Source organism: Nostoc sp. (genome assembly GCF_036916985.1).
Taxonomy (GTDB): domain Bacteria; phylum Cyanobacteriota; class Cyanobacteriia; order Cyanobacteriales; family Nostocaceae; genus Nostoc.
Genome location: NZ_JBALFD010000010.1, coordinates 20,506 through 41,191, shown reverse-complemented (window position 1 = coordinate 41,191; position 20,686 = coordinate 20,506). Strand labels below are relative to the sequence as shown.

The 20,686-nt window shown below is 43.8% G+C and carries 15 protein-coding genes; 5 read left to right on the top strand and 10 right to left on the bottom strand.

Annotated elements, in window-relative coordinates:
- Nucleotides 1-95 precede the first annotated feature (95 nt).
- Nucleotides 96-251, top strand: coding sequence for a hypothetical protein (locus V7L07_RS02125; protein ID WP_335054613.1), 156 nt, complete (start codon nucleotides 96-98; stop codon nucleotides 249-251).
- A gap of 142 nt (nucleotides 252-393) precedes the next feature.
- Here V7L07_RS02125 and V7L07_RS33395 read toward each other — a convergent pair whose 3' ends face one another.
- The 3 genes from V7L07_RS33395 to V7L07_RS02115 form a co-directional block, all read right to left on the bottom strand.
- Nucleotides 394-1,026: a GNAT family N-acetyltransferase gene (locus V7L07_RS33395; protein WP_442935993.1), complete on the bottom strand. Its 633-nt coding sequence runs from the start codon at nucleotides 1,024-1,026 to the stop codon at nucleotides 394-396.
- 695 nt (nucleotides 1,027-1,721) lie between these two features.
- Nucleotides 1,722-2,519, bottom strand: coding sequence for a peptidylprolyl isomerase (locus V7L07_RS02120; protein ID WP_335054607.1), 798 nt, complete (start codon nucleotides 2,517-2,519; stop codon nucleotides 1,722-1,724).
- A 458-nt stretch (nucleotides 2,520-2,977) separates the two neighbouring features.
- Nucleotides 2,978-3,352, bottom strand: a complete 375-nt coding sequence (locus V7L07_RS02115) for a c-type cytochrome (protein WP_292841098.1) — start codon at nucleotides 3,350-3,352, stop codon at nucleotides 2,978-2,980.
- A 218-nt stretch (nucleotides 3,353-3,570) separates the two neighbouring features.
- Between V7L07_RS02115 and petG the strand changes: the two genes are divergently transcribed.
- A complete protein-coding gene (gene petG, locus V7L07_RS02110) occupies nucleotides 3,571-3,684 on the top strand; it encodes a cytochrome b6-f complex subunit V (protein ID WP_179067834.1) in 114 nt (37 codons plus the stop codon).
- Nucleotides 3,685-3,720: 36 nt separating this feature from the next.
- On the opposite strand, the gene rsmD is transcribed toward petG, so the two are convergent.
- Complete coding sequence (gene rsmD, locus V7L07_RS02105; protein WP_335054606.1) at nucleotides 3,721-4,302, bottom strand: 16S rRNA (guanine(966)-N(2))-methyltransferase RsmD; 582 nt, start codon at nucleotides 4,300-4,302, stop codon at nucleotides 3,721-3,723.
- A gap of 70 nt (nucleotides 4,303-4,372) precedes the next feature.
- On the bottom strand, nucleotides 4,373-5,008 hold the full coding sequence (gene hisH / locus V7L07_RS02100; RefSeq protein ID WP_292841106.1) for an imidazole glycerol phosphate synthase subunit HisH: 636 nt from the start codon (nucleotides 5,006-5,008) through the stop codon (nucleotides 4,373-4,375).
- 58 nt (nucleotides 5,009-5,066) lie between these two features.
- Between hisH and V7L07_RS02095 the strand changes: the two genes are divergently transcribed.
- On the top strand, nucleotides 5,067-5,588 hold the full coding sequence (locus V7L07_RS02095; protein ID WP_334779555.1) for a pyroglutamyl-peptidase I family protein: 522 nt from the start codon (nucleotides 5,067-5,069) through the stop codon (nucleotides 5,586-5,588).
- A gap of 31 nt (nucleotides 5,589-5,619) precedes the next feature.
- Entirely contained in the window at nucleotides 5,620-6,990 is a 1,371-nt protein-coding gene (locus tag V7L07_RS02090; RefSeq protein WP_335054611.1) for a DUF3370 domain-containing protein, read from the top strand.
- A gap of 354 nt (nucleotides 6,991-7,344) precedes the next feature.
- On the opposite strand, the gene V7L07_RS02085 is transcribed toward V7L07_RS02090, so the two are convergent.
- Complete coding sequence (locus V7L07_RS02085; protein WP_335054604.1) at nucleotides 7,345-8,679, bottom strand: hypothetical protein; 1,335 nt, start codon at nucleotides 8,677-8,679, stop codon at nucleotides 7,345-7,347.
- 139 nt (nucleotides 8,680-8,818) lie between these two features.
- Between V7L07_RS02085 and V7L07_RS02080 the strand changes: the two genes are divergently transcribed.
- Nucleotides 8,819-9,391 (top strand): Uma2 family endonuclease, encoded by a 573-nt coding sequence (locus V7L07_RS02080; protein ID WP_335054602.1) that lies wholly within the window; start codon nucleotides 8,819-8,821, stop codon nucleotides 9,389-9,391.
- 147 nt (nucleotides 9,392-9,538) lie between these two features.
- Here the strand turns inward: V7L07_RS02080 and V7L07_RS02075 are convergent, their stop codons facing one another.
- The 4 genes from V7L07_RS02075 to V7L07_RS02060 form a co-directional block, all read right to left on the bottom strand.
- Nucleotides 9,539-13,585: a DNA-directed RNA polymerase subunit beta'' gene (locus tag V7L07_RS02075; RefSeq protein WP_335054600.1), complete on the bottom strand. Its 4,047-nt coding sequence runs from the start codon at nucleotides 13,583-13,585 to the stop codon at nucleotides 9,539-9,541.
- Nucleotides 13,586-13,659: 74 nt separating this feature from the next.
- Nucleotides 13,660-15,537 (bottom strand): DNA-directed RNA polymerase subunit gamma, encoded by a 1,878-nt coding sequence (locus V7L07_RS02070; protein ID WP_335054598.1) that lies wholly within the window; start codon nucleotides 15,535-15,537, stop codon nucleotides 13,660-13,662.
- A gap of 230 nt (nucleotides 15,538-15,767) precedes the next feature.
- Nucleotides 15,768-19,067: a DNA-directed RNA polymerase subunit beta gene (gene rpoB / locus V7L07_RS02065; RefSeq protein WP_335054596.1), complete on the bottom strand. Its 3,300-nt coding sequence runs from the start codon at nucleotides 19,065-19,067 to the stop codon at nucleotides 15,768-15,770.
- A 791-nt stretch (nucleotides 19,068-19,858) separates the two neighbouring features.
- Nucleotides 19,859-20,644 (bottom strand): TatD family hydrolase, encoded by a 786-nt coding sequence (locus V7L07_RS02060; protein ID WP_335054594.1) that lies wholly within the window; start codon nucleotides 20,642-20,644, stop codon nucleotides 19,859-19,861.
- Between the last annotated feature and the right edge of the window lie 42 nt (nucleotides 20,645-20,686).

Here is a 20,686-nt window from a genome sequence, read left to right as displayed (position 1 = left end):
TAGTTTAGGGGTAGCCCTACGCAAAAATAGCTCGATGCCAGGTTTTATAACTCATACAAAAAGCCCCATGCCACACAGCCTGGGGCTTTTTGTTTATGCTGAATTTAGAATTGGATAAATTGCTATCGCTTATGACTCAAGAACTTTGGGATTTAAGAAGGTCTATTCTTGATGGACGTTATGATGATGCTTTAGTAATTGTTGATGAGTTGGAGTTAATGATTCAAAAGAGTTATATTAGTATCACGTAAGACACAATATAGCTTGCTCCAGGGGATGAGTTAATTGTTTCAAACGTTGCAGTGTCAGAGAGTTTCAGAAGTTTTTGAAAGACGGGTATTAATGAACTAATATCAGTCAAAGCTGATACCCCAGAATGAATGGGTCATTGGCTCAGGAATCTATAGGGGCAGGTATTCTGGAAGGATCAAAAACCATATTATATCCTTGAAGTCCATATGGTAGGTTTCGTGGATTAATTTCTGTAAAGCCGAGACGTCCGTAGAATCTCTGTAATCCGGGAAGAGCGAGAACATAGACTGGTGTCGTTGTTCTTAGTAGCAGATGTCGCACTAAGGATGAACCAATTCCTCGGCAACGGTGACTAGACACTATGTATAATCTCAACAGAAATGAGGAAGTTCCTCCAGAATCGATAAGTACAGCACCAATAATTTTTCCTTGGCAAAGAGCTAATATAAGCGTTTTATCCGAACTAGATTGGAGAATTTGAATAGGATCTAAAATAAAAATAAGAAACCAGACGACTACACTGCTAACCGCGTAGGAAAGTATACCACTTAATAGTACAACTCCTATAAACCATGCATTAGTGGACAGTAGCCATGCAGAGAGTACGGCAATAAAAATGGTTATGCTAACTAATTTAATTACCCTAAGCCTATTATAACTAAGCAACTCCAATGGTCTTTGCAAAACGAATAACAAGTAAGATTCCCATCTGTCTGCAAAGTTTCTAGCATAACGAATAATATAGCCGGATGGAAATGAAAAAGAGGATCTCATTTAATATAACTACCGCACTGATCTAGTTTAATTGACTAAGGGAGTGAAGTTACTCATCATGAATATCGGTATATAAAATTACTCAATAATATAAATAAATGAAATGGCCTACTCTTCCACTACTTAAATCAAATCTTTAATTGATACACCAAAAACACGGACTATTTATTTTTTGAACAGCAGTGAGCTCAACCATATTCATCCCAAGGTGTCGAGCATAACTTTTCCCTGTGTTGTAGTTTACATTGGCACGTTCAGCCACCTCTTTGATTGTCCAACTTCTTTGTGCTGCAAGTTCTCTAATCTTTAGTCTAACTAGCCCTATTTTTATATTGACAAAGGCGAGATTCCAGCTTTTGATAATTAATCAGGTGGGACTCGACCTAGGGTGTTGACTCTGTGCATTTTTAGGGCGTCAAAATTCATGCAAAATATGTTCCGTCATTGCGAGCGGAGCGAAGCAATCGCAAAGTCTCTGGGATTGCTTCGCTCCGCTCGCAATGACACAATAGAGATTTTGTGCTGACACAAAAATAGCATGAGCCAAAAACCTCCAAATTTAATCAAAGTCAACAGCCTAGACTCAACCTACTATATCAACATCAAAAGCGATCGCACGTCCAGCCTAAAAAACTAACAGAGCGATCGCTACTTTTGATTTTGAAGGCAAATAGCATAGAAGGTGACTTCCATACTTAAATTAAAGGTTGATCGCCCTCTCCCTGTCGTCCCCTGTCTACCTCCTGTTGTGGTGCAGACATGATTTGCTTTTGCTGTTCTTGTACCCAGGTTTCAAAAAGTTCATTCAGAAGACGCACTTTCATAAATTCATCCAGTTGTGCGGGAATAAATTTTTCCAGCCGCAAAATCACAAACCATTCAGCGATGCGTGTAGGGGGCAATATCTGACCTGGTTGACTGCTAGAGAGCATTTGTACCATTACAGGATGTAGTGCATTCAGTTCAATCGGGCCAACTAAACCGCCAGTTTGGGCTTCTGGCCCGAGTGAGTATTCCCGCGCCAAGTCAGCAAAAGAGTTTTCTTTTGCCTGAATCCTGAAGTAGAGTTCTTGGGCAATTCCCACATCTTGGGTTCGGAGTAAGGAATAAATTACTTTGTCCAGTTTTGTCTTGGACTGAAAAAAGTAAGATTCTAGTTTGTTACCCCAAGTAGCTTGCTTGAATTTTTCAATTTTCAGCTTACGAGTGGTAATGACTTCTAGTTGATCGGAAGTCAGCCCTTGATGTGCCATCCAAGCCTGGATGTCTTCTTCATTTTTGAACTGTTTTTCAGCGTAAAACTGCTGTTTAGCTTGGGCTATTTCCTCAGGTGTACACTCCATTGCTACTTTCGCAAGGTGTGAGTTTTGCTCTATTGCCTCATCGATGATCAATTCACGCTGCAACTGTGGCAGCATTTGGTAACTTGCCAGCAAGGAAATCAATTCACTAGCTGCGATTGTACGATTACCGATTTGGATCGCTTCAGTCATTAGCTTTCAGGCATCTTAAGAATATCTAGTTTGTTAAAGAAGCTATACCATAGCCCATTTATTAACAGCTTTTACCTTAATCTTAACGAGTTAGTTATGCTAACCTCACTTTCACAATAATTAAATAGTCACTTGCTAACATACTTAAAAATATACAGTTTATGTGAGTTTTTATCAAAGATTCTACGCAAATATGCTGCTTAAATCTCTTGTGATTACCCGCATCTCTTAGAAAACTGTTTAAGTATGATTCTGATTTATAAATTTTTATTGAGAATATTCACGCAATAATCAGGGTTATGTAATCTGCTTTGAAAGCGATCGCCAGTTGTAACAGAATGTGAGTAATGACAAGCCTTAAGTCCTGGGTCTATTAAAAGTTGTTAGAGATAGAAAAAGACAGCACAACCTATGCTGCTTTTTCCATTTGTGTATCCAGCAACCAAAAATTCTCAAATCTACAACGACTCTAAATAGTTCAGAAGATCCGCCATTTCTTGGGCACTAGGTTGGAATTTTGGCATTGGCGGTGTTTCACCACTGATCACTTGATGAATCAGCCCATACCGAGACTTGTGCTTTGAAACAGCCTGCAAACTGGGCCCTACTCGCCCGTCTGCTTCCAAGCCATGACAACCAGCGCAGTTAATTTGAAAGATCGCGTGTCCTTGAACTGGGTTTCCTGTTAAGGATAGAACACTCTTGACGTATGGATCGGAGGCTTGAACTAACTGAACACCAAAAAAGCCTAAAGGGACTGCTAGCAGTGTGGCCAGCATCAATAAAACGATCCGCTGAATCAATATTTCAGGTTTGGTAATCTGGTTATCCAAAAGGTTTGCTGTGAAAGTCTAAGTGTGCTAAAAAGTTTTCATTTCCTACACATAGCTTAAAAGTTCTTGATTGTGTCTGCAAGCACAGAAGACTATTTTCTTGTGAGCAGTTGGGCAGTTGCGCGTTAAAAAGGCTGTAGAACGCAGGATTCATCCGAAATTTGGTAAAATCAAAAGCAAGCAACGAATATTTAATCATTACAAAGAGGAGATTTCCAGTGGTTGAACCCCTGCTATCAGGTATTGTCCTGGGTCTAGTTTTCGTCACCCTTGCCGGACTGTTTTACGCTGCCTATAGGCAATACAAGCGCCCCAATCAGTTGGGAGGATAAGGGAGTGCTGAGTTAGGAGTTAGGGGTTAGGAGTTATTATTGTTCCTCATCTTCTTTATCCGCCCCTAATCCCTCACTCCGAATTCTGTAGAAAGTAAGTGATGTGTTGCCGTAAACTTTCTGGCGGCAAATTTCCCAAGCGGGAATCTCTGGCGGTATCCAACCTTGTGAGGCGTGTTCAACTGCGATTTCGCCGCTAGGATCTAAAAGTTGATGGTGAGCGATCGCTTCTAATACTGGTTGGTACAATCCACTGGCATAAGGTGGATCAAAGTAAATTCTATCGAATTGCTTGCCTGATAAAGTCTTTAACTGCTGCGTAATATCTCCCCGTAATACCCGAAATTCTTGGTCGGCATTAGCTACCTGCTGCCAATTTTCTTGGACGGTGGCACAGGCTCGGCTTGATTGTTCTATTCCTATTACTAGGCTGGCTCCTCTACACAAAGCCTCTGCGCCCATTGAGCCAGTACCAGCGCATAAATCTAGCCAGCGACAACCTGCGATTTCTCCCTGCCAAATATTAAATACTGCCTCTCTTACCCGCGCACTAGTGGGTCTAGTTTCTTTTCCTGGTAAAGTTTTTAGCTGGCGATTCCCGTAAATTCTCAAACTCATTGGTTATTAGTCATTAGTCATTGGTCATCAATTGTAGACAAAAGACAAAGAACAAATGACAAAAACAATATTAGGCAGGAATTTTTTCGCGGACTTGAGCAACGAAATTAGACAGGATTTGCAAGCCGATATTAGAGGATTTTTCGGGGTGAAATTGGACTGCCATCAGGTTTTCATGGGCGATCGCAGCTGTGACGGTTTGAGTACCATGAGTAACGGTTGCTGCACGGATTAGGGGGTCTATTGGGTCAACATAGTAGGAATGGACAAAATACACCCAAGGATCGGACGGTAAATGCTCCCATAAAATACTTTTTGGTTGAGTCACTTCCAGCTGATTCCAACCCATGTGAGGAATAGTAATGTCGGGTTCTGAGCGAAACCGCCGCACTTTTCCTTTGATAATTCCTAGTCCTGGTTGAGTACCTTCTGCACTTGATTCAAAGAGAATTTGCAATCCTAAACAAATTCCCAAAAAAGGTTTACCAGATGCGATCGCTTCTTTAATTGGTTGTTCCAAACCACGCGCTCGCAGGTGTTGCACTGCTGGATCAAATGCTCCTACTCCTGGTAAGACTATAGCATCTGCCTGCTCTAATTCCTTTGGAGAATAAGTAACATTAGGAGTTGCCCCAGCTTTTTCCAAGCCTTTACAGACTGAGTGCAAATTTCCCATCTCGTAATCTACGACCGCAATCACTGGCATTTACCTGCTCCTTGTAAATTTATTATGGAGGGTTTTTCTATTCTAAATAATATTTGTTATGAAGAAAAGAATTCTATTAACTTCTTTTGATATTTGGCTAAAAGATCAACAGTCAAATTCTTCTGATGATTTATTACTTGAAGTTACCAAACTCGATCTGATACCGCATGACTTAACTTTTTTACGACAGTTACCCGTAGATGTGCAACTTGCCAGTGTCCAGGTAATGGAAAAAATCAATGCAATCCAACCTGATTACATCATCTGTTGTGGCATGGCTGCAAGCCGTACACAATTAAGTGTGGAAGCCGTTGCTAGCTATGGAGAAATTGTTTTACAGACAGAAGTTGATTTGGAAAAATTAGTGGCGGGAGCCGTGGCAATTGAGATTAGCCACGACTGCGGTAAATTTGTTTGTGAAGGTCTTTACTATTCAGTGTTGGATTACTTAAGCCAAAATAAACTCACGGCACGTTGTATTTTTGTCCACGTTCCGATTCTCAATCAAGAAAATTTGATGGGTATTCTTGCTGATTTCGTATTAATTATTAACAAACTGGCACTTTCATCAAGTTGTTAATGTCTGTATGGTGAAAGAAATATCTAAGTATATGTTGCCATTGTTACTAATTTTTCCCATCGCTCAATTAACTCCTGCTACGCCACCACCTGAAGAAGTTGTACAACCACAAGAAGTACGACCTTTACCAGGTCAATTGGATACCGTGCCAACGTTTAACAGCAATAGTCCAGAATTGGTTTTAAAAGAAGGAATTTTACTTTCCACCTTTCCACCAGATGGGAAAAAAGTGCCAACGGCGCATCTGAATTTTCCCTTTCGAGGACGATTTGATATTTTTGCTCACCACATTACGAAAGCTGAACCAGCAGATAATTTGCGATCTCTTTATTTAGGGATAATTTTGCATAACCCTGGTTCAGAATCGGTGAAGGTGAATATTTGGCAGGCGGCGAGTTATTTGAGTCAACCGGATGCACCATTTATTCAGTTACCATCTTTTAGCCAAAATCTTTTAGGTAAAGTTTTTGCCGGGCCAGGCGATCGCGTTATGTCTGATGTGCTTCGGGGAGTGCGACAAGAAATTTTCCCTGCTCAAATTGAGATTCCAGCAAAGCAAAGTCGGATGTTACTCAATTTGCCAATTCCGGTGCAGGGATTGACACCGCCCCTCAATGGTCGGTCTACATTGATCCGACTACAAAGTAATGGCAATGTCTATGCAGCTAGCCTAGCGATGTTTGCACGGGTGAATCCTGATGGCAGTGAGCGATCGCCTACCTTAGAAGAGTGGCAAAATTTACTAGATAATGGTGATTTGGCTGGGCCACGAGATAAAGCACCCACTCCCTTAGAGGGAACTGACAAGCCAAGAATTTATGGTCGTGTAGCTGGAGTGGCTAGTGGTTCGCGATGGAAAGCTTTATTAGTAGATAATCCTAAAGCTAGGTATCTAACTATTCCCCAGCCTGGTCAAGCGTTTTCTTACGCTCTGAGTACCCTGCATGGCGGTACCTTAGAAACTGGTCAAATCCAAAGTGCTACTATGCTGGTGCGCTATCCTGACACCGCATATCGCGCTCATGGCAACTATGGAATTCAATATAATCTGAAGTTGCCGCTATACAACAATACTCAAAGTCCTCAAACTGTTAGTGTGTCGATACAAACGCCACTCAAGGAGGATCAGTTGGGAAAACCAGGGTTACGCTTTCTGAGTACACCAGCCCCTCAAGTATTCTTCCGGGGAACGGTGCGGGTACGTTATAAAGATAGCCAAAATCAGCTGCAAACTCAGTTTGTGCATTTAGTGCAAAAGAGAGGTCAACCAGGGGAACCATTAGTTTTATTAAATATGAAAGCTGGCGATCGCTCTTTAGTAGAAGTAGACTTTCTCTATCCACCAGATGCCACACCACCACAAGTCTTAACAGTTTCAACTCAGGCTGAATCTCGGAAATGAATGATGGGTAATTAGGTAGGTAAAAACTCAGCAAATAAAGCTCTACTAGTTATGGCAGAGACTTACAATGCTTACTGATAGTAGGCATTGTATTTACAACACAAGTACTGTTTAAGAACCATTCCAAATTGTAAACGTCTATTGAAGTTGCAATAATAGATACTATGACTACTAAGGTAGTAGTCCAAGGTTTAATTTCATGCATAGATTCTTTTTTTGATATGGATTATAAAGAGTGTATTTCCAAATACATTACCTGAATTTAATTATGACAAGCAATATTGTTCTTAATTATACATTTTAGAGACGTAGCAATACTACGTCTCTAAATTCTTTTTCGGAAATGTCTATTTATTAACCTCGTTGAAAACCCTTTGCTGGCTTTTGTTGTCCCTTAGCCTTTGGCTTAGATTTGTTAACTTCTCCTAAAGCTTCCTGAAATAAGTTATGCAAATGTATGGGTACACTGGCAATATCTGGTAACTCTGGCTCAATAGGTTTGTCGAATTCTTGCAAAAGTGTATCCAAGTCACTTGCAAGTCTAAACTCTGGACGTTGCAAAAATGCTTGTAACACATTTTCTAATTGAGTTGGATACTGTTGCGCTAATCGATGCCAGATAAAGGCATTAATACTTTTATCTTCCAGGTAATAACGAACTAGTTTTTCCGCCCCTTGAACACTTTGCCAATCCTCTGCCGCTAAAATTGCTTGTATTTTACTATATGTTGGTAAAAACATTTGTCCCCAACGGGGATGAGAAAGAGCCGTTACCTGTTCTGCTTTCTTGAGGTCAGCAGGTAAATCAACCTTTGGCATCACCATTTTGCTATTGCCGCTTTTGCTGTTAAACATCTGAGAAACTACGTTAGAATCAGCACCAAATTCTTCTGCTGCTGCTTTGATTTCCTCGTCTCCAATGCCCGCTGCTTCTGCTACTTCAGCCAGAGATTTAGAAGTATCAATTCCGGCGGCAGCAAAAGTTTTTTCAGTAATTACTTCTTGAAATTCCGCTATTTTTTTATTAAGATGGTATCCAGATAGTGTGATTTCATCAGTGCCAAAAAAGTCCACAAACTGCTGATGATATTGTGCTACTGACTGCCAAGCTTCTTCTAGCAAGTCTGGAGCATCGCTGTAAAGATTACTTTTATAATTCTCTTTGAAATTGCCAATTGCTACAGCAAGTTTTGGTTTACCTAATTTGCCCATGATTGTGTAGGGGCCAGAAAACGTCCAGTAGCTATCGGTGACAGGAGAAATGCGAGTTAGCAAGATTTCTCCGACTTTCAACCGAGATATTGCCTGTAATGTTTGAGTATTGTTTGGCTTGACGATGTAGTGTTTATCTGTCAACCAGTTGGTCAATTCAAAGCCATCAGGTAGAATATTCGTTATGGCAAATAAGCCAATAAAACTATGATGCCAACTGTCGATCAGGCTGCGATCGCTTTCTTCTAAATCTGGATGGCTTTCGATAAACAAGTCTAATGGAGACTTATCACCGACTTTCCCATCTGTCAGAAAGCTATCGATGATTAAGTCCTGCTGTGTACTATCCCCACTTCCACGGCGCGACTGTGCTGCTGCATAAGTTTCCAGTGCTTGTGCCAGTTCGCCTTCAGCATCAAAGACAAAATCAACTAAGGCTTGTTTTAATTGGTGCGATCGTTCTAATATGACATCCACAAGTTAATCTCTCGGTGTAATAGATGTAGATTATAGCCTTTGAGAGAATTACAGCATCTAACAATAGCTAGATTTATGCGAATTTAGCCGTAAAGCTTCTCTTAAACTAGATATAAGGCATCACACAAGGTCATTACAGATGGTCGCAATTCCAAATTCTAGCTATATTTCCCCAGAAGACTATCTCAGAGAAGAAGAAACCAGTCCTATCAAGCATGAATACAGACAGGGACAGGTTTATGCAATGGCAGGGGCAAGCAATACCCATGTAATTATTAGCGGAAATCTGTTTGCTATGCTGAGAAATCATTTGCGCGGGAGTGGCTGTCAGGCTTATATATCAGACACTAAAGCACATATTGAGTCGATTAATATCTATTACTATCCCGATGTTATGGTAAGTTGTGACCAAAGAGATAGAGCTTTTAACAATTTTCTGCGTTACCCTTCCTTAGTTGTAGAAGTGCTATCTCCAACAACAGAAGCCTTTGACAGAGGTGATAAATTTGCTGACTACCGAAAGATAGAATCACTTCAGGAATATGTACTTGTGAGTCAAACTCGATTAAATGTTGAGTGTTTCCGTCGTAACTCAGAGAGACAATGGGTACTTTATCCTTATGGACAAGAAGATATCATTCATTTGGCAAGTGTAGATTTTCGGTGTGCTGTTGCAGATTTATATGAGGATATTACTTTTGAATCGCCCTAATTGACGAACTACTAGCTCAAAAGCCAGAAACTAGAATCTTGAGGATTTAAAAATGTGTTTTTAGAGAGCAAAATAAAAAGGCAAAAGAAAATCTTCTTTTGCCTTTTTGCTTTTTATCTTTTAATAGAGACTTGAAATTTTACGTCTCTATTCATCATCAAAATCATCTTCGTCGTCTTCCTCTTCTTCCTCGTAATCGTCGTCGTCTGCGACTTCATCGGCGATTAACTCATCTTCGTCATCTAGAACTGACCTTTCTGCACGTCTGCTGCCAAAGCCAGATTCCCCAAGAGTGGGAGAATCTAAATTATAGGTGCGAGCTGTGCGGTCATCTAAAACCATATCTAGAGGATCGTCAACTTCATCCAAGACACTACTGCTAATCTCAGCAGCATAATCTTCGATCGCACCAGGTTCATCATAGGTATTGTACCCAGTACCAGCCGGAATCAATCGCCCAATAATCACGTTTTCCTTTAATCCGCGCAGCCAGTCAGATTTGCCTTCGATAGCTGCTTCGGTAAGTACCCGTGTTGTCTCTTGGAAGGATGCGGCGGAAATAAAGCTGTCGGTGTTCAAGGATGCTTTGGTGATCCCCAACAATACTGGGGTATACTGTGCCCTAGCACCGCCTGTAATTGCCATCGCTTCGTTCACCTGCTCAACTTGGCGCAGTTCCACCAATTCGCCGGGAAGCATTGTGGTGTCACCACCATCATCAATCCTGACTTTATTGGTCATCTGGCGAACAATTACTTCAATGTGCTTATCGGAAATATCAATCCCTTGAGACTGATACACCATTTGCACTTCATTCACCAAGAAGGTTTGTACTTTCTGCAAGGCAAGGCTAGCACAAGCATAGATTCCATCTTCAGAACCCAGGCTAAAGAAGATTTCCAAAATTTCATGAGGATTGGATGGGCCATCAGTCAATGGTTGTCCCGCTAATACCATTGAGCCATCTGGAACAATCAAATTTTGTCCTGGGCCCAGAGGATAATCTGTCACCACGCCATTTGATTCTACGACCTTGATGGCGATCGCTTCATCACCACCCTCAGCGTAAACTACCTTAACTTCACCCGCCCGCCGACATAAAATACACGCTTCTTTCGGCTTACGAGCTTCCAGTAGTTCCTCAATCCGGGGCAAACCTTGAATGATATCTCCAGTTTTGGCGCGTTCAAAGACCAGCAACACCAAGTTATCACCCCGTTGTACCAAATCGCCGTCTTCTATCTGCAACACAGCACCAGGGCTGACTCGATAAGGGCGACCGATACGGGTAGTAATAACGTAGTTTTTAGTACTCAGAGCGGAGTCCCCACCAGATGCAGCAGCGGCATTTTTGATATCTACTACTTGCCCTGATTCTGGGGCAAAAACTCCAGGAGCAACTTCTGCACCTTCTACTAGCAAGTCACCCACTTTCACCTTGGGCAGAGTACTAGTATTGGTGATGAGCCTGTCAACGTCGCGTAACACCAAGCAACGACGAACGTTTTCAGTTCCTTTTTTGACACCCCGCACTTCCCCACCTTCTTTACACAAGATTTGGGTACGTGCGACTACAGAACCAGGGGCGATGGTTAATCCATCGTGTACCTCAAGTGTAGTCTGGGTACTACCTTGGGTGGCATCGGCGGTAATGTCTCGACGAATTACCAAGGATTCCAAAATTACCAGTTGTAAACGTTGAACTTCTGGGTCTTCGGTATCCTCTACTAATTCAATATCTGCTGCCAGGGGTGAAGCATTATGGTCTTGTTCCCCTTCTTGCTCAATTTCCAGCACTAACTGGGTTCGCAGCAGTTCTACACCTTCAACAGATTTGACGCGTTCTGAATCTTTGTAAGGTAGTCGCTGCACAGCCCGTAACTGAATCGATCGCCCGGTTTGTTGACTTACCGATGTCGTTGATGGCACATCTGGATTATCCGGTACGGCAAACTCAACTACTGGACGACTCAACAGGGCTGGGCCTTCTGGTGTCTCGACATACTGGATATAACGCAATTCCGTGGCGACATTGCCTTGGAATTCTTCACCTGGTTGGATAAAGGTGTTATCTCGCCCGATAACTGATTCTGGATCGTCCACCATCAGCAGTTCCCCTGGCTTCACCACGACTTCCCGCAGAATGTCGTTTTTCTGGGTAACTTCGATCACACCGCTGTTTTGACAGAAGATATCCTTGACGACTTCAGTGCCAGCTTCGACAAACTGACCGTCTTCTACTAACAGCAAGGAGATATCTTTGTTAACTTCGTGGCTTTCTTCAGGAATCCACAACAGAGTACCGCCCTGCACGACTTCATAACCGAGCTTGGCTTTACCTTTTTTCTGGACTTCGACACCTGCGAATTTCAGGAATCCACCAGTGGTTGTGCGATAGCGGTCATCAATTAACTCAGCTACCACTTGACCATTTTGCACCTTAGTGCCTGGTGTAGCCCGGAGATTAAATACCTGGTTGTTGCCAGTGGAGACTAAGTAGTTATTGCGACCTTGAGAACTTTGGACTGTCACCGTTGCCTGGTCTAAGACCACAGAAGCAGTGATAATCTCAATTTCTCTGGTACTCTTACCTGGGGTGGCTTCGGGCAAGCGCACCACACCGCCGTGCAAACTGGCTAACTTGGTTTCAGCTAAAACTCCATTAGCAGCGATCGCATCACCATTTTTCACCACCAATTCTGCACCTGGTGGCAAGTTGTAAACTTCCCCAGACAAAATCCAAATCAAACCACCCCGTGCGGCTGTGGTTGTGGTGTTACCTTGACGGTCAGTTTTTTGTTCTGGAACTACTTCGGCAAATTGTACTTCCCCTGCCAAGTCAGAGGCGACATCTTTAACTGCTTTTTCTGTATTAGTCCGAGTTGTCCGTCCACCGAGGGCAACCTCTGCCAATAACTGACCTTGTTTTACTTTATTTCCATCAAATACGTATAATGTTGAACCTTGAGTCAGATGAACTTCTTGGTTCTCTGGGGTAACATCACCTTCTTTTTTCGGCTCCAGAAGCATGATGCCATTAGCTTCAACATAGAGAGCATCTTCCCCATGGCGGGTACGATACGTTCTAGTCTTCAATTTGCGGGGAAGCTTGACAGTTCCATCGATTTTAGAACGAACTTGTTGCGCCACTTCTCCAGTAAACACCCCACCTGTGTGGAATGTCCGCATGGTTAACTGAGTACCAGGTTCACCGATACTTTGGGCGGCAATAATCCCCACAGCTTCGCCCAAATCCACCATCTTGGCGTGTGCCAAACTCCAGCCGTAGCAGTGTTGACAGACAGAACGTGCGGCTTCACAAGTTAGTGGCGATCGCACCACAACTTCACCCACCCCAGATTTTTCAATTTTCTTCGCCAAATCCTCAGAAATTGGGGAATTGCGGGCGGCAATCAATTCTTTTGTTACCGGATGCACCACATCTTCGCCAATTACCCGTCCCATCAAACGGGTAGCCAGAGGAATCAAGGTTTTAGCACCTTCTGTCATTGGTCGAATGGCAAGACCTCTAGTGGTACCGCAATCAAATTCCCGAATAATTACATCCTGGGATACGTCCACCAATCGACGGGTGAGATAACCAGAGTCAGCCGTCCGCAAGGCAGTATCCACCAATCCTTTTCTGGCACCGTAAGACGAAATAATGTATTCCGTCACAGTTAGTCCTTCACGGAAATTGGTTTTGATCGGCAAATCGATAATTTCCCCTTGAGGATCTGCCATCAGTCCCCGCATCCCCACCAACTGACGCACTTGAGAGATGTTCCCCCGTGCCCCGGAGAATGCCATCATGTATACGGAGTTCAGGGGATTAGTCTTCTTGAAGTGGACGACTACTTCATCTTTCAAGGCTTCACTGGTACCATTCCAAGTATCGATTACCTTTTGGAAGCGTTCTACTTCAGTGATTTCTCCCCGTTGATAACGGGTTTCAGTAGCGCGAATTTCTTCCTCGGCTGCTTCTAAGAGCAATCGCTTAGTTGGTGGTATCATCAAGTCATCTACACTGATGGAAACCCCTGCCTTGGTAGCGTAGCGAAATCCCAAATCTTTCAATTTGTCCGCCATCACTGCGGTTCGCGCTGTACCATAATTCGTAAAGGCCCAAGAAATTAAATTTCTCAGTTGACTTTTGTCAACCACGCGATTGCGAAAAATCATTTTTTCAGTCATTGGTCATTAGTCCTTGGTCATTAGTCATTAGTCAATTAGTCATTTGTCATTAGCAAAGGACAAATGACAAATGACTAGCTTGCTAGTGCTTCCTGAATGGCATTGTTGTAAATAACGCGGCCAGGGGTTGTGTATATATACTGGGAAAGTACATTGCCTTTAGCGTCTTGTCTGACTCGACGGAACTTATAGAGTAATGTGCGAGTACCATCCTCGTTTTCCGTCACTTTCACTGGTTCTGTATCCAGTTGGTCTGATTCTATTTCGCCATCAAACCTTACGTAAATATAGGCGTGCAAGTCAATTTGATCTTGCTGGAAAGCCATAATTACATCCTCTAGCGAAGAAAAGTAATTTCCTGCCCCTTTTGTTGCACCGGGATTTTCTGCTGTTAAATAATAGGCTCCCAATACCATGTCTTGACTAGGCGTGATGATTGGTTTACCTGTGGCTGGTGACAAAATATTGTTAGAAGCCAACATCAACAACCGCGCTTCCGCCTGACTTTCTAACGAGAGAGGGACGTGTACCGCCATTTGGTCGCCATCAAAGTCGGCGTTAAATGCTGGACACACCAGAGGATGGAGTTGAATCGCTCTACCTTCTACTAAAATTGGTTCAAAAGACTGAATACCCAAGCGGTGCAACGTTGGTGCCCGGTTTAGCATTACAGGGTGTCCTTCAATCACCTCTTCCAGCACATCCCAAACACTGGGATCATTGCGGGATATCAGCTTTTTCGCAGCTTTGATGTTATTCACCATACCGCTACGAATCAGGCGGTTAATCACAAATGGTTGAAATAGCTCAATTGCCATTTCTCTAGGCAAACCACACTGGTGAATTTTCAGCTTTGGTCCGACTACAATAACCGAACGTCCAGAGTAGTCAACCCGTTTACCTAACAAGTTTTGTCTAAAACGTCCTTGCTTACCCTCAATAATGTCAGACAAAGATTTTAGGGGTCGGTTATTTGCCCCGACCACAGTGCGTCCCCGACGACCATTGTCAATCAAAGCATCCACTGCTTCTTGCAGCATCCGCTTTTCGTTCCGCACGATAATCTCTGGTGCTAAAATTTCTTGCAAGCGTGCCAAACGATTGTTGCGGTTAATAACCCGCCGATACAAATCATTCAAATCGCTGGTGGCAAAGCGTCCGCCATCTAGTTGCACCATTGGGCGCAAGTCGGGGGGAATCACGGGAATAACTGCCATTACCATCCACTCTGGTTTGGAACCGGTGGCGATGAAGTTGTCAATTACCCGCAGTCGCTTAATTAGCTTGGCTCTCTTTTGCCCCTTGGCGTTGCCAATTTCTTCGCGTAGGCTTTCGGCTTCTTGTTCCAAATTAATATCGGCAAGCAAACGCAACAGCGCTTCAGCGCCAATACCTACCTCTACGCCTTGCAGCACAGAATCTTCGCTATAAATTTGGTCTTCTATTTCCAACCACTGGTCTTCACTCAGTAGTTGTTTGTAAGTTAAAGTTTCGGCATTACCTGGACTCAGGACAACATAAGAGTTGAAATAGACAATCTGCTCGACATCCCGCAAGGGCATATCCAACAGAATGGAAATATAGCTAGGAATGCCTTTGAGATACCAAACGTGAGCTACTGGTGCGGCGAGTTTAATATAGCCCATACGGTGACGACGCACCCGTGACTCGGTAACTTCTACCCCACAGCGCTCACAAACAATACCTCTGTGACGGACTCTTTTATACTTACCACAATGGCATTCCCAATCTTTCGCGGGGCCAAAAATGCGCTCACAAAACAAGCCGTCCATCTCTGGCTTGAGAGTCCGGTAGTTAATCGTTTCTGGCTTGGTAACTTCACCGACTACTTGACCGTTGGGCAATGTTCTCTCGCCCCACTGCCGAATGCGTTCGGGGGAAGCCAAGCCGATTTTTACGTAGTCAAACTGATTAGTTTGGGCAGGTCTCATATTTAAGTGCTGAGTTCCGAGTGCTGAGTAATGAGTAGTAAGTGTTGAGTAGTAAGTGTTGAGTTGTGAGTAATGAGTTGTGAGTAATGAGTTGTGAGTAATGAGTAGTAAGTGTTGAGTAATGAGTAGTAAGTGTTGAGTTGTGAGTTACAGATGAAGAATTCTTAACTTAGAACTTCTTATTTCTAACTTCTTAACTCAGCACTCAGCACTCCTTAACTCAGCACTCCTTATTCGTCATCATCCAGCGATTCGCGGGAAAGAGATTCGTAAGTTGGTCGGGGAGGTGTGCGACGGGCTGATTGGTCTGCCATCAAATCGACTTCCACATCTAGGGAACTGCCATCTGCTTGGGTTTCTACCTTGTGTACGGCAATGTCTAACCCTAATGATTGCAACTCGCGCATTAGCACCTTAAAGGATTCTGGGGTTCCAGGCCGAGGAATTGCCTTACCTTTAACGATCGCATTTAACGCTTCATTCCGTCCTTGCATATCGTCAGATTTAACTGTGAGCAATTCCTGTAAGGTGTAAGCCGCACCAAAGGCTTCCAATGCCCACACTTCCATTTCTCCAAACCGCTGACCACCTTGTTGTGCTTTACCACCCAAGGGTTGTTGAGTCACCAGTGAGTATGGGCCTGTGGAACGAGCGTGGATCTTATCATCCACCAAATGCACCAGCTTCAGCATATAAGCCACACCGATGGTAATTGCTCGGTCAAAGGGTTCACCTGTACGACCGTCATACACCATAATTTTGCCTGGGTTATCTGGGTTATATACCCAGTCTTTCCCTGTTTCGTCCCGTGCTTCTTGTAATTTGCCATGTACGATTCGGCGGGATGTTTCTTCACCGTACATTTCGTCAAAGGGAGTAATCTTAAATCGTACTCCCAAGGTCTGACCAGCCCAACCCAAAAGGCATTCAAATACTTGTCCGACGTTCATCCGACTGGGTACACCCAAGGGATTAAGTACAATGTCCACTGGTGAACCATCGGGCAAATAAGGCATATCTTCCGCTGGTAATATCCGAGAAATAATCCCTTTATTACCGTGGCGTCCTGCCATTTTGTCACCAACTTGGATTTTGCGTTTTTGGGCGACATACACCCGGACTACCATATTGGCTCCCGGTGGTAGTTCATCACCTTGTTCACGAGTAAACAAGCGCACATCAACTACGCGACCTTTTTCACCGTTGGGAACTCGCAGGGAATTATCCCGTACATCCCGCGCTTTTTCACCGAATATCGCCCGCAATAGTTTTTCTTCTGGTGGTTGGTCTGATTCACCCTTGGGTGTAACTTTTCCTACTAAGATATCACCAGCTTCTACCCATGCTCCAATGCGAATGATTCCCTGTTCATCTAGCTGGCGCAAGGCATCTTCCCCAACGTTAGGAATTTCTCTCGTGATTTCTTCTGGCCCCAGTTTCGTCTGTCTCGCTTCAATTTCATATTTTTCAATGTGAATTGAGGTGTAAACATCATCCTGCACCAGTCTTTCAGAGATTAAAATTGCATCTTCGTAGTTGTAGCCTTCCCAAGGCATATAGGCAACTACGATATTTTGTCCTAGTGCCAATTCACCGCCTTCAGTGGAGGAGCCATCAGCCAATACCTGACCAGCAACAACCCGCTCACCAATACGGACGAGAGGTTTCTGATTTAAACAGGTGTCTTGGTTGGAACGTTGATACTTGGAAAGGGTGTATCTAATTTCAGGGGTGTTAGCTTTAGGACGGACACGAATTTCCGTGGCATCTACATAAGTGACATCGCCATCGGTACGCGATACAACCACCATCCCGGAGTCTCTTGCTCCTTGGGCTTCCAAACCAGTACCTACCAAAGGACGCTCTGGCTTCAATAAGGGTACTGCTTGCCGTTGCATGTTCGACCCCATCAGCGCTCGGTTAGCATCATCATGTTCCAAGAAGGGAATCATGCTGGTTGCTACCGACACAATCTGTACTGGAGATACTGCTACGTAATCAACCTGTTCTGGTGTTGTGGTGGAAAATTCTTGGCGATACCGGACTGGCACTAGTGGCCCAATGATGTGTCCAGTTTCATCTACAGGGATATCACCAGGAGCAACCCGCAGGTCGTCTTCTTCATCGGCTGTCATGTAGGCTGGAGGCAGGTCAAATCTGACTCGCCCATTTTCCACAGGTCTAAATGGCGTTTCGAGGAAGCCGTACAGGTTAACCCGCGCATGGGTTGCTAAGGAGCCAATCAATCCGGCGTTGGGGCCTTCTGGTGTCTCAATGGGGCAAATACGTCCATAGTGACTTGGATGTATATCTCGCACGGCAAAACCAGCGCGTTCGCGGGTTAAACCACCAGGGCCAAGGGCACTCAGACGGCGTTTGTGGGTCAGTTCTGCGAGAGGATTGGTTTGATCCATGAACTGACTTAACTGGCTAGAACCAAAGAATTCTTTAATTGCTGCTACCAATGGTTTGGGGTTCACTAAGGAAGCAGGAGTTAGCACTTCCGCATCGGATACGGTCATCCGTTCCCGAATAATTCTCTCTAGGCGGTTTAAGCCGACCCGCACTTGGTTTTGCAGCAATTCACCGACGCTTCTCACACGACGATTACCTAAGTGGTCGATGTCATCGATACTACCAATGTCATACTCTAGGTTAATTAGGTAATCGACGGCTGCCAAAATATCGCCAGCAGTCAGCACCCGCATGGTGTCTGGGACAGAAAGGCGCAATTTTTTGTTTAGCTTATAGCGTCCGACGCGACCAAGGTCATAACGTTTCGGGTCAAAGAAACGAGAGTCGAGGAGTTGTTGTCCACCTAATACCGTGGGTGGTTCACCAGGACGCAATTTGCGATATAACTCCATCAGGGCTTCTTCTTCAGAGAATTGCCCTTCTTTCTCGATGGTTTTTTGGAAATATTCTGGATGGCGTAAAGCATCAAAGATTTCGTTGTCTGATAACCCTAAAGCCTTTAATAGTACCTGTGCTGAGAGTTTGCGGGTTTTGTCGATGCGTACCCACACCAAATCATTACGGTCTGTTTCAAATTTCAGCCATGCTCCCCGGTTGGGAATTAAGCTAGCTGAATAAGTACGTCGCCCGTTTTTGTCTATTTCTGATTTGTAGTAAACTCCTGGCGATCGCACTATTTGGTTGACAATTACCCGCTCGGCACCGTTAATAATAAACGTGCCGCGATCAGTCATCAAAGGCAAATCACCAATGAATACCTCTTGCTCTTTGATTTCCCCAGTTTCTTTATTAATCAACCGTGTGGGAACATACATTTGGACGGCATAAGTGCTATCCCGCCGCTTGGCTTCTTCGACGCTGTACTTTGGCTCCTTGAGTTTGTAGTTATGACCCAAAAAGTGCAGTTCTAATTTACCCGTATAATCTGTGATAGGACTAAAGGAGTTAAGTTCTTCTATCAGCCCTTCTTCCAAAAACCAGCGAAAGCTTGACCGCTGAATTTCAATCAAGTCGGGCAACAGAAAGGCGGGTTCCATATATGTTTCTTTAGTCATGCCTCTACCTTTGTCAACCTGGTTAAATTTTCCCTTGGACACTACTGTTTGACGCTTCCCACTGCTAGCCAGTGTCCTTAGCTGTTGGGGAACTTTTTCTTAATACACTTGCTTATTTAAACGTGTGGGCAAACACAGCGATTAAAGCTGGTTGGAATGAGCAATCTTGACAAGGGGATAATCGCTCTTAATAAGAACTGTAGTAGCATACAAGCAGGTGAGAATTTGCTGAAAGCTTTTCTGGTCCGCATCCAATGCCCCACGCTCATTCCCCTCAGAATATACGGTTGAAATATTCCGGAATTTGATCTAAGTTTCCTCACTTTCCCTCCAAAAAGCGCGTTAATTTGCTGACGCAGCTCCACACAGTGTGTCTTAAATCCACCCTGCTATACTCTCAGTGATATCCTAGATATCCTAAGACTGAGGGAATGATCCGCACCTCGTCGATTTTGAATCAGAATCACTTCATTTTGCTGGATTGTACTCACAAGGCAATTTTGTTTAACGATTTTCAATAGATTTCGATACACACTAAGCTGATGTTTTGCAAAAGTCTAGCTCAATTTGAGTTGGCACGCTTAGTCATGTGTGGAGAGCATCCGCTTGTAGAGATTGGGAGGATGGCGAAGCCATAACAGCACGGAAAATTCAGATGAGAAGTTTTAGGCTCCTTCCTTTATCATTATGGCGCAAGCAAAATGTTTTTGAGGGAATAATATTAGCATATTTTTGTCCCCCTATAGGTTTATTTTTTTAGCACAACTTAACAAAAGATACTAGGACATATTCTATACTGATAATCCAAATAATTCACAGGCATTTTGGGTGGTTTGATGGGCGATCGCCTCTACCGTTTCCTGGCGCAATTTAGCTACTTGTTCGGCTACATAAAGGACGTAAGCCGGCTCGTTGCGCCTCTCGCCCCGTTTGGGAACTGGAGCCAGAAATGGACAGTCTGTTTCAATCAGTAGGCGATCGCTACTCACCATCGCTGCTGAAGATTGGATTGCTTTGGCGTTTTTGAACGTTACTGTTCCGCTAAAGCTGATGTAGAAGCCTAAATCGAGAAACCATTGGGTTTCTTCTGGCGTTCCTCCCCAGCAATGCATGACACCCCGTACTCTTTCCCCTTGGAGTTTCCGCCATTTTTGCAACACTTCTCTGGTTGCCACAGTAGCATCCCGACAGTGGATAATCACTGGTAAGTTGAGTTCCGAGGCGATCACTAACTGTGACTCGAACACCATCAGCTGATGCTCGTAGTTATCAGCTTTGTAAAAATCCAGTCCCATTTCGCCAATTGCTACCACATTCGAGTCAGAACTTGCTAAAGTTTTGATTTTCTCGGCTGTGTCGCTATTCCATTTTTCAGCATCTAAAGGGTGTAACCCTACAGCAAAGCTGATTTCGGGAAACTCTTGGGCTAGGGATTGAATACTGGCAAACTCCTCTGGGTGAACACAGGAATGTACTAAACGCACTACACCTGCTTTTTGCCATCGCGATCGCACTGTTGCTAAATCCGGTTGGAAACTATCAAAGTTGAGATGTACGTGCGTGTCTATCAGTTGCATCTTTTGTCCTTTGTTGTTTGTCCTTAGTCAAAAATGACGAAG

Bases quoted from the DNA above. Each gene is read 5' to 3' on its own strand.
- rpoB (WP_335054596.1), bottom strand. From the start codon at position 19,067: ATGACTAAAGAAACATATATGGAACCCGCCTTTCTGTTGCCCGACTTG.
- V7L07_RS02095 (WP_334779555.1), top strand. From the start codon at position 5,067: ATGAAGAAAAGAATTCTATTAACTTCTTTTGATATTTGGCTAAAAGAT.
- hisH (WP_292841106.1), bottom strand. From the start codon at position 5,008: ATGCCAGTGATTGCGGTCGTAGATTACGAGATGGGAAATTTGCACTCA.
- V7L07_RS02080 (WP_335054602.1), top strand. From the start codon at position 8,819: ATGGTCGCAATTCCAAATTCTAGCTATATTTCCCCAGAAGACTATCTC.
- V7L07_RS02120 (WP_335054607.1), bottom strand. From the start codon at position 2,519: ATGACTGAAGCGATCCAAATCGGTAATCGTACAATCGCAGCTAGTGAA.
- V7L07_RS02070 (WP_335054598.1), bottom strand. From the start codon at position 15,537: ATGAGACCTGCCCAAACTAATCAGTTTGACTACGTAAAAATCGGCTTG.
- V7L07_RS02090 (WP_335054611.1), top strand. From the start codon at position 5,620: ATGTTGCCATTGTTACTAATTTTTCCCATCGCTCAATTAACTCCTGCT.
- V7L07_RS02060 (WP_335054594.1), bottom strand. From the start codon at position 20,644: ATGCAACTGATAGACACGCACGTACATCTCAACTTTGATAGTTTCCAA.
- rsmD (WP_335054606.1), bottom strand. From the start codon at position 4,302: ATGAGTTTGAGAATTTACGGGAATCGCCAGCTAAAAACTTTACCAGGA.
- V7L07_RS02075 (WP_335054600.1), bottom strand. From the start codon at position 13,585: ATGACTGAAAAAATGATTTTTCGCAATCGCGTGGTTGACAAAAGTCAA.
- V7L07_RS02125 (WP_335054613.1), top strand. From the start codon at position 96: ATGCTGAATTTAGAATTGGATAAATTGCTATCGCTTATGACTCAAGAA.
- V7L07_RS33395 (WP_442935993.1), bottom strand. From the start codon at position 1,026: ATGAGATCCTCTTTTTCATTTCCATCCGGCTATATTATTCGTTATGCT.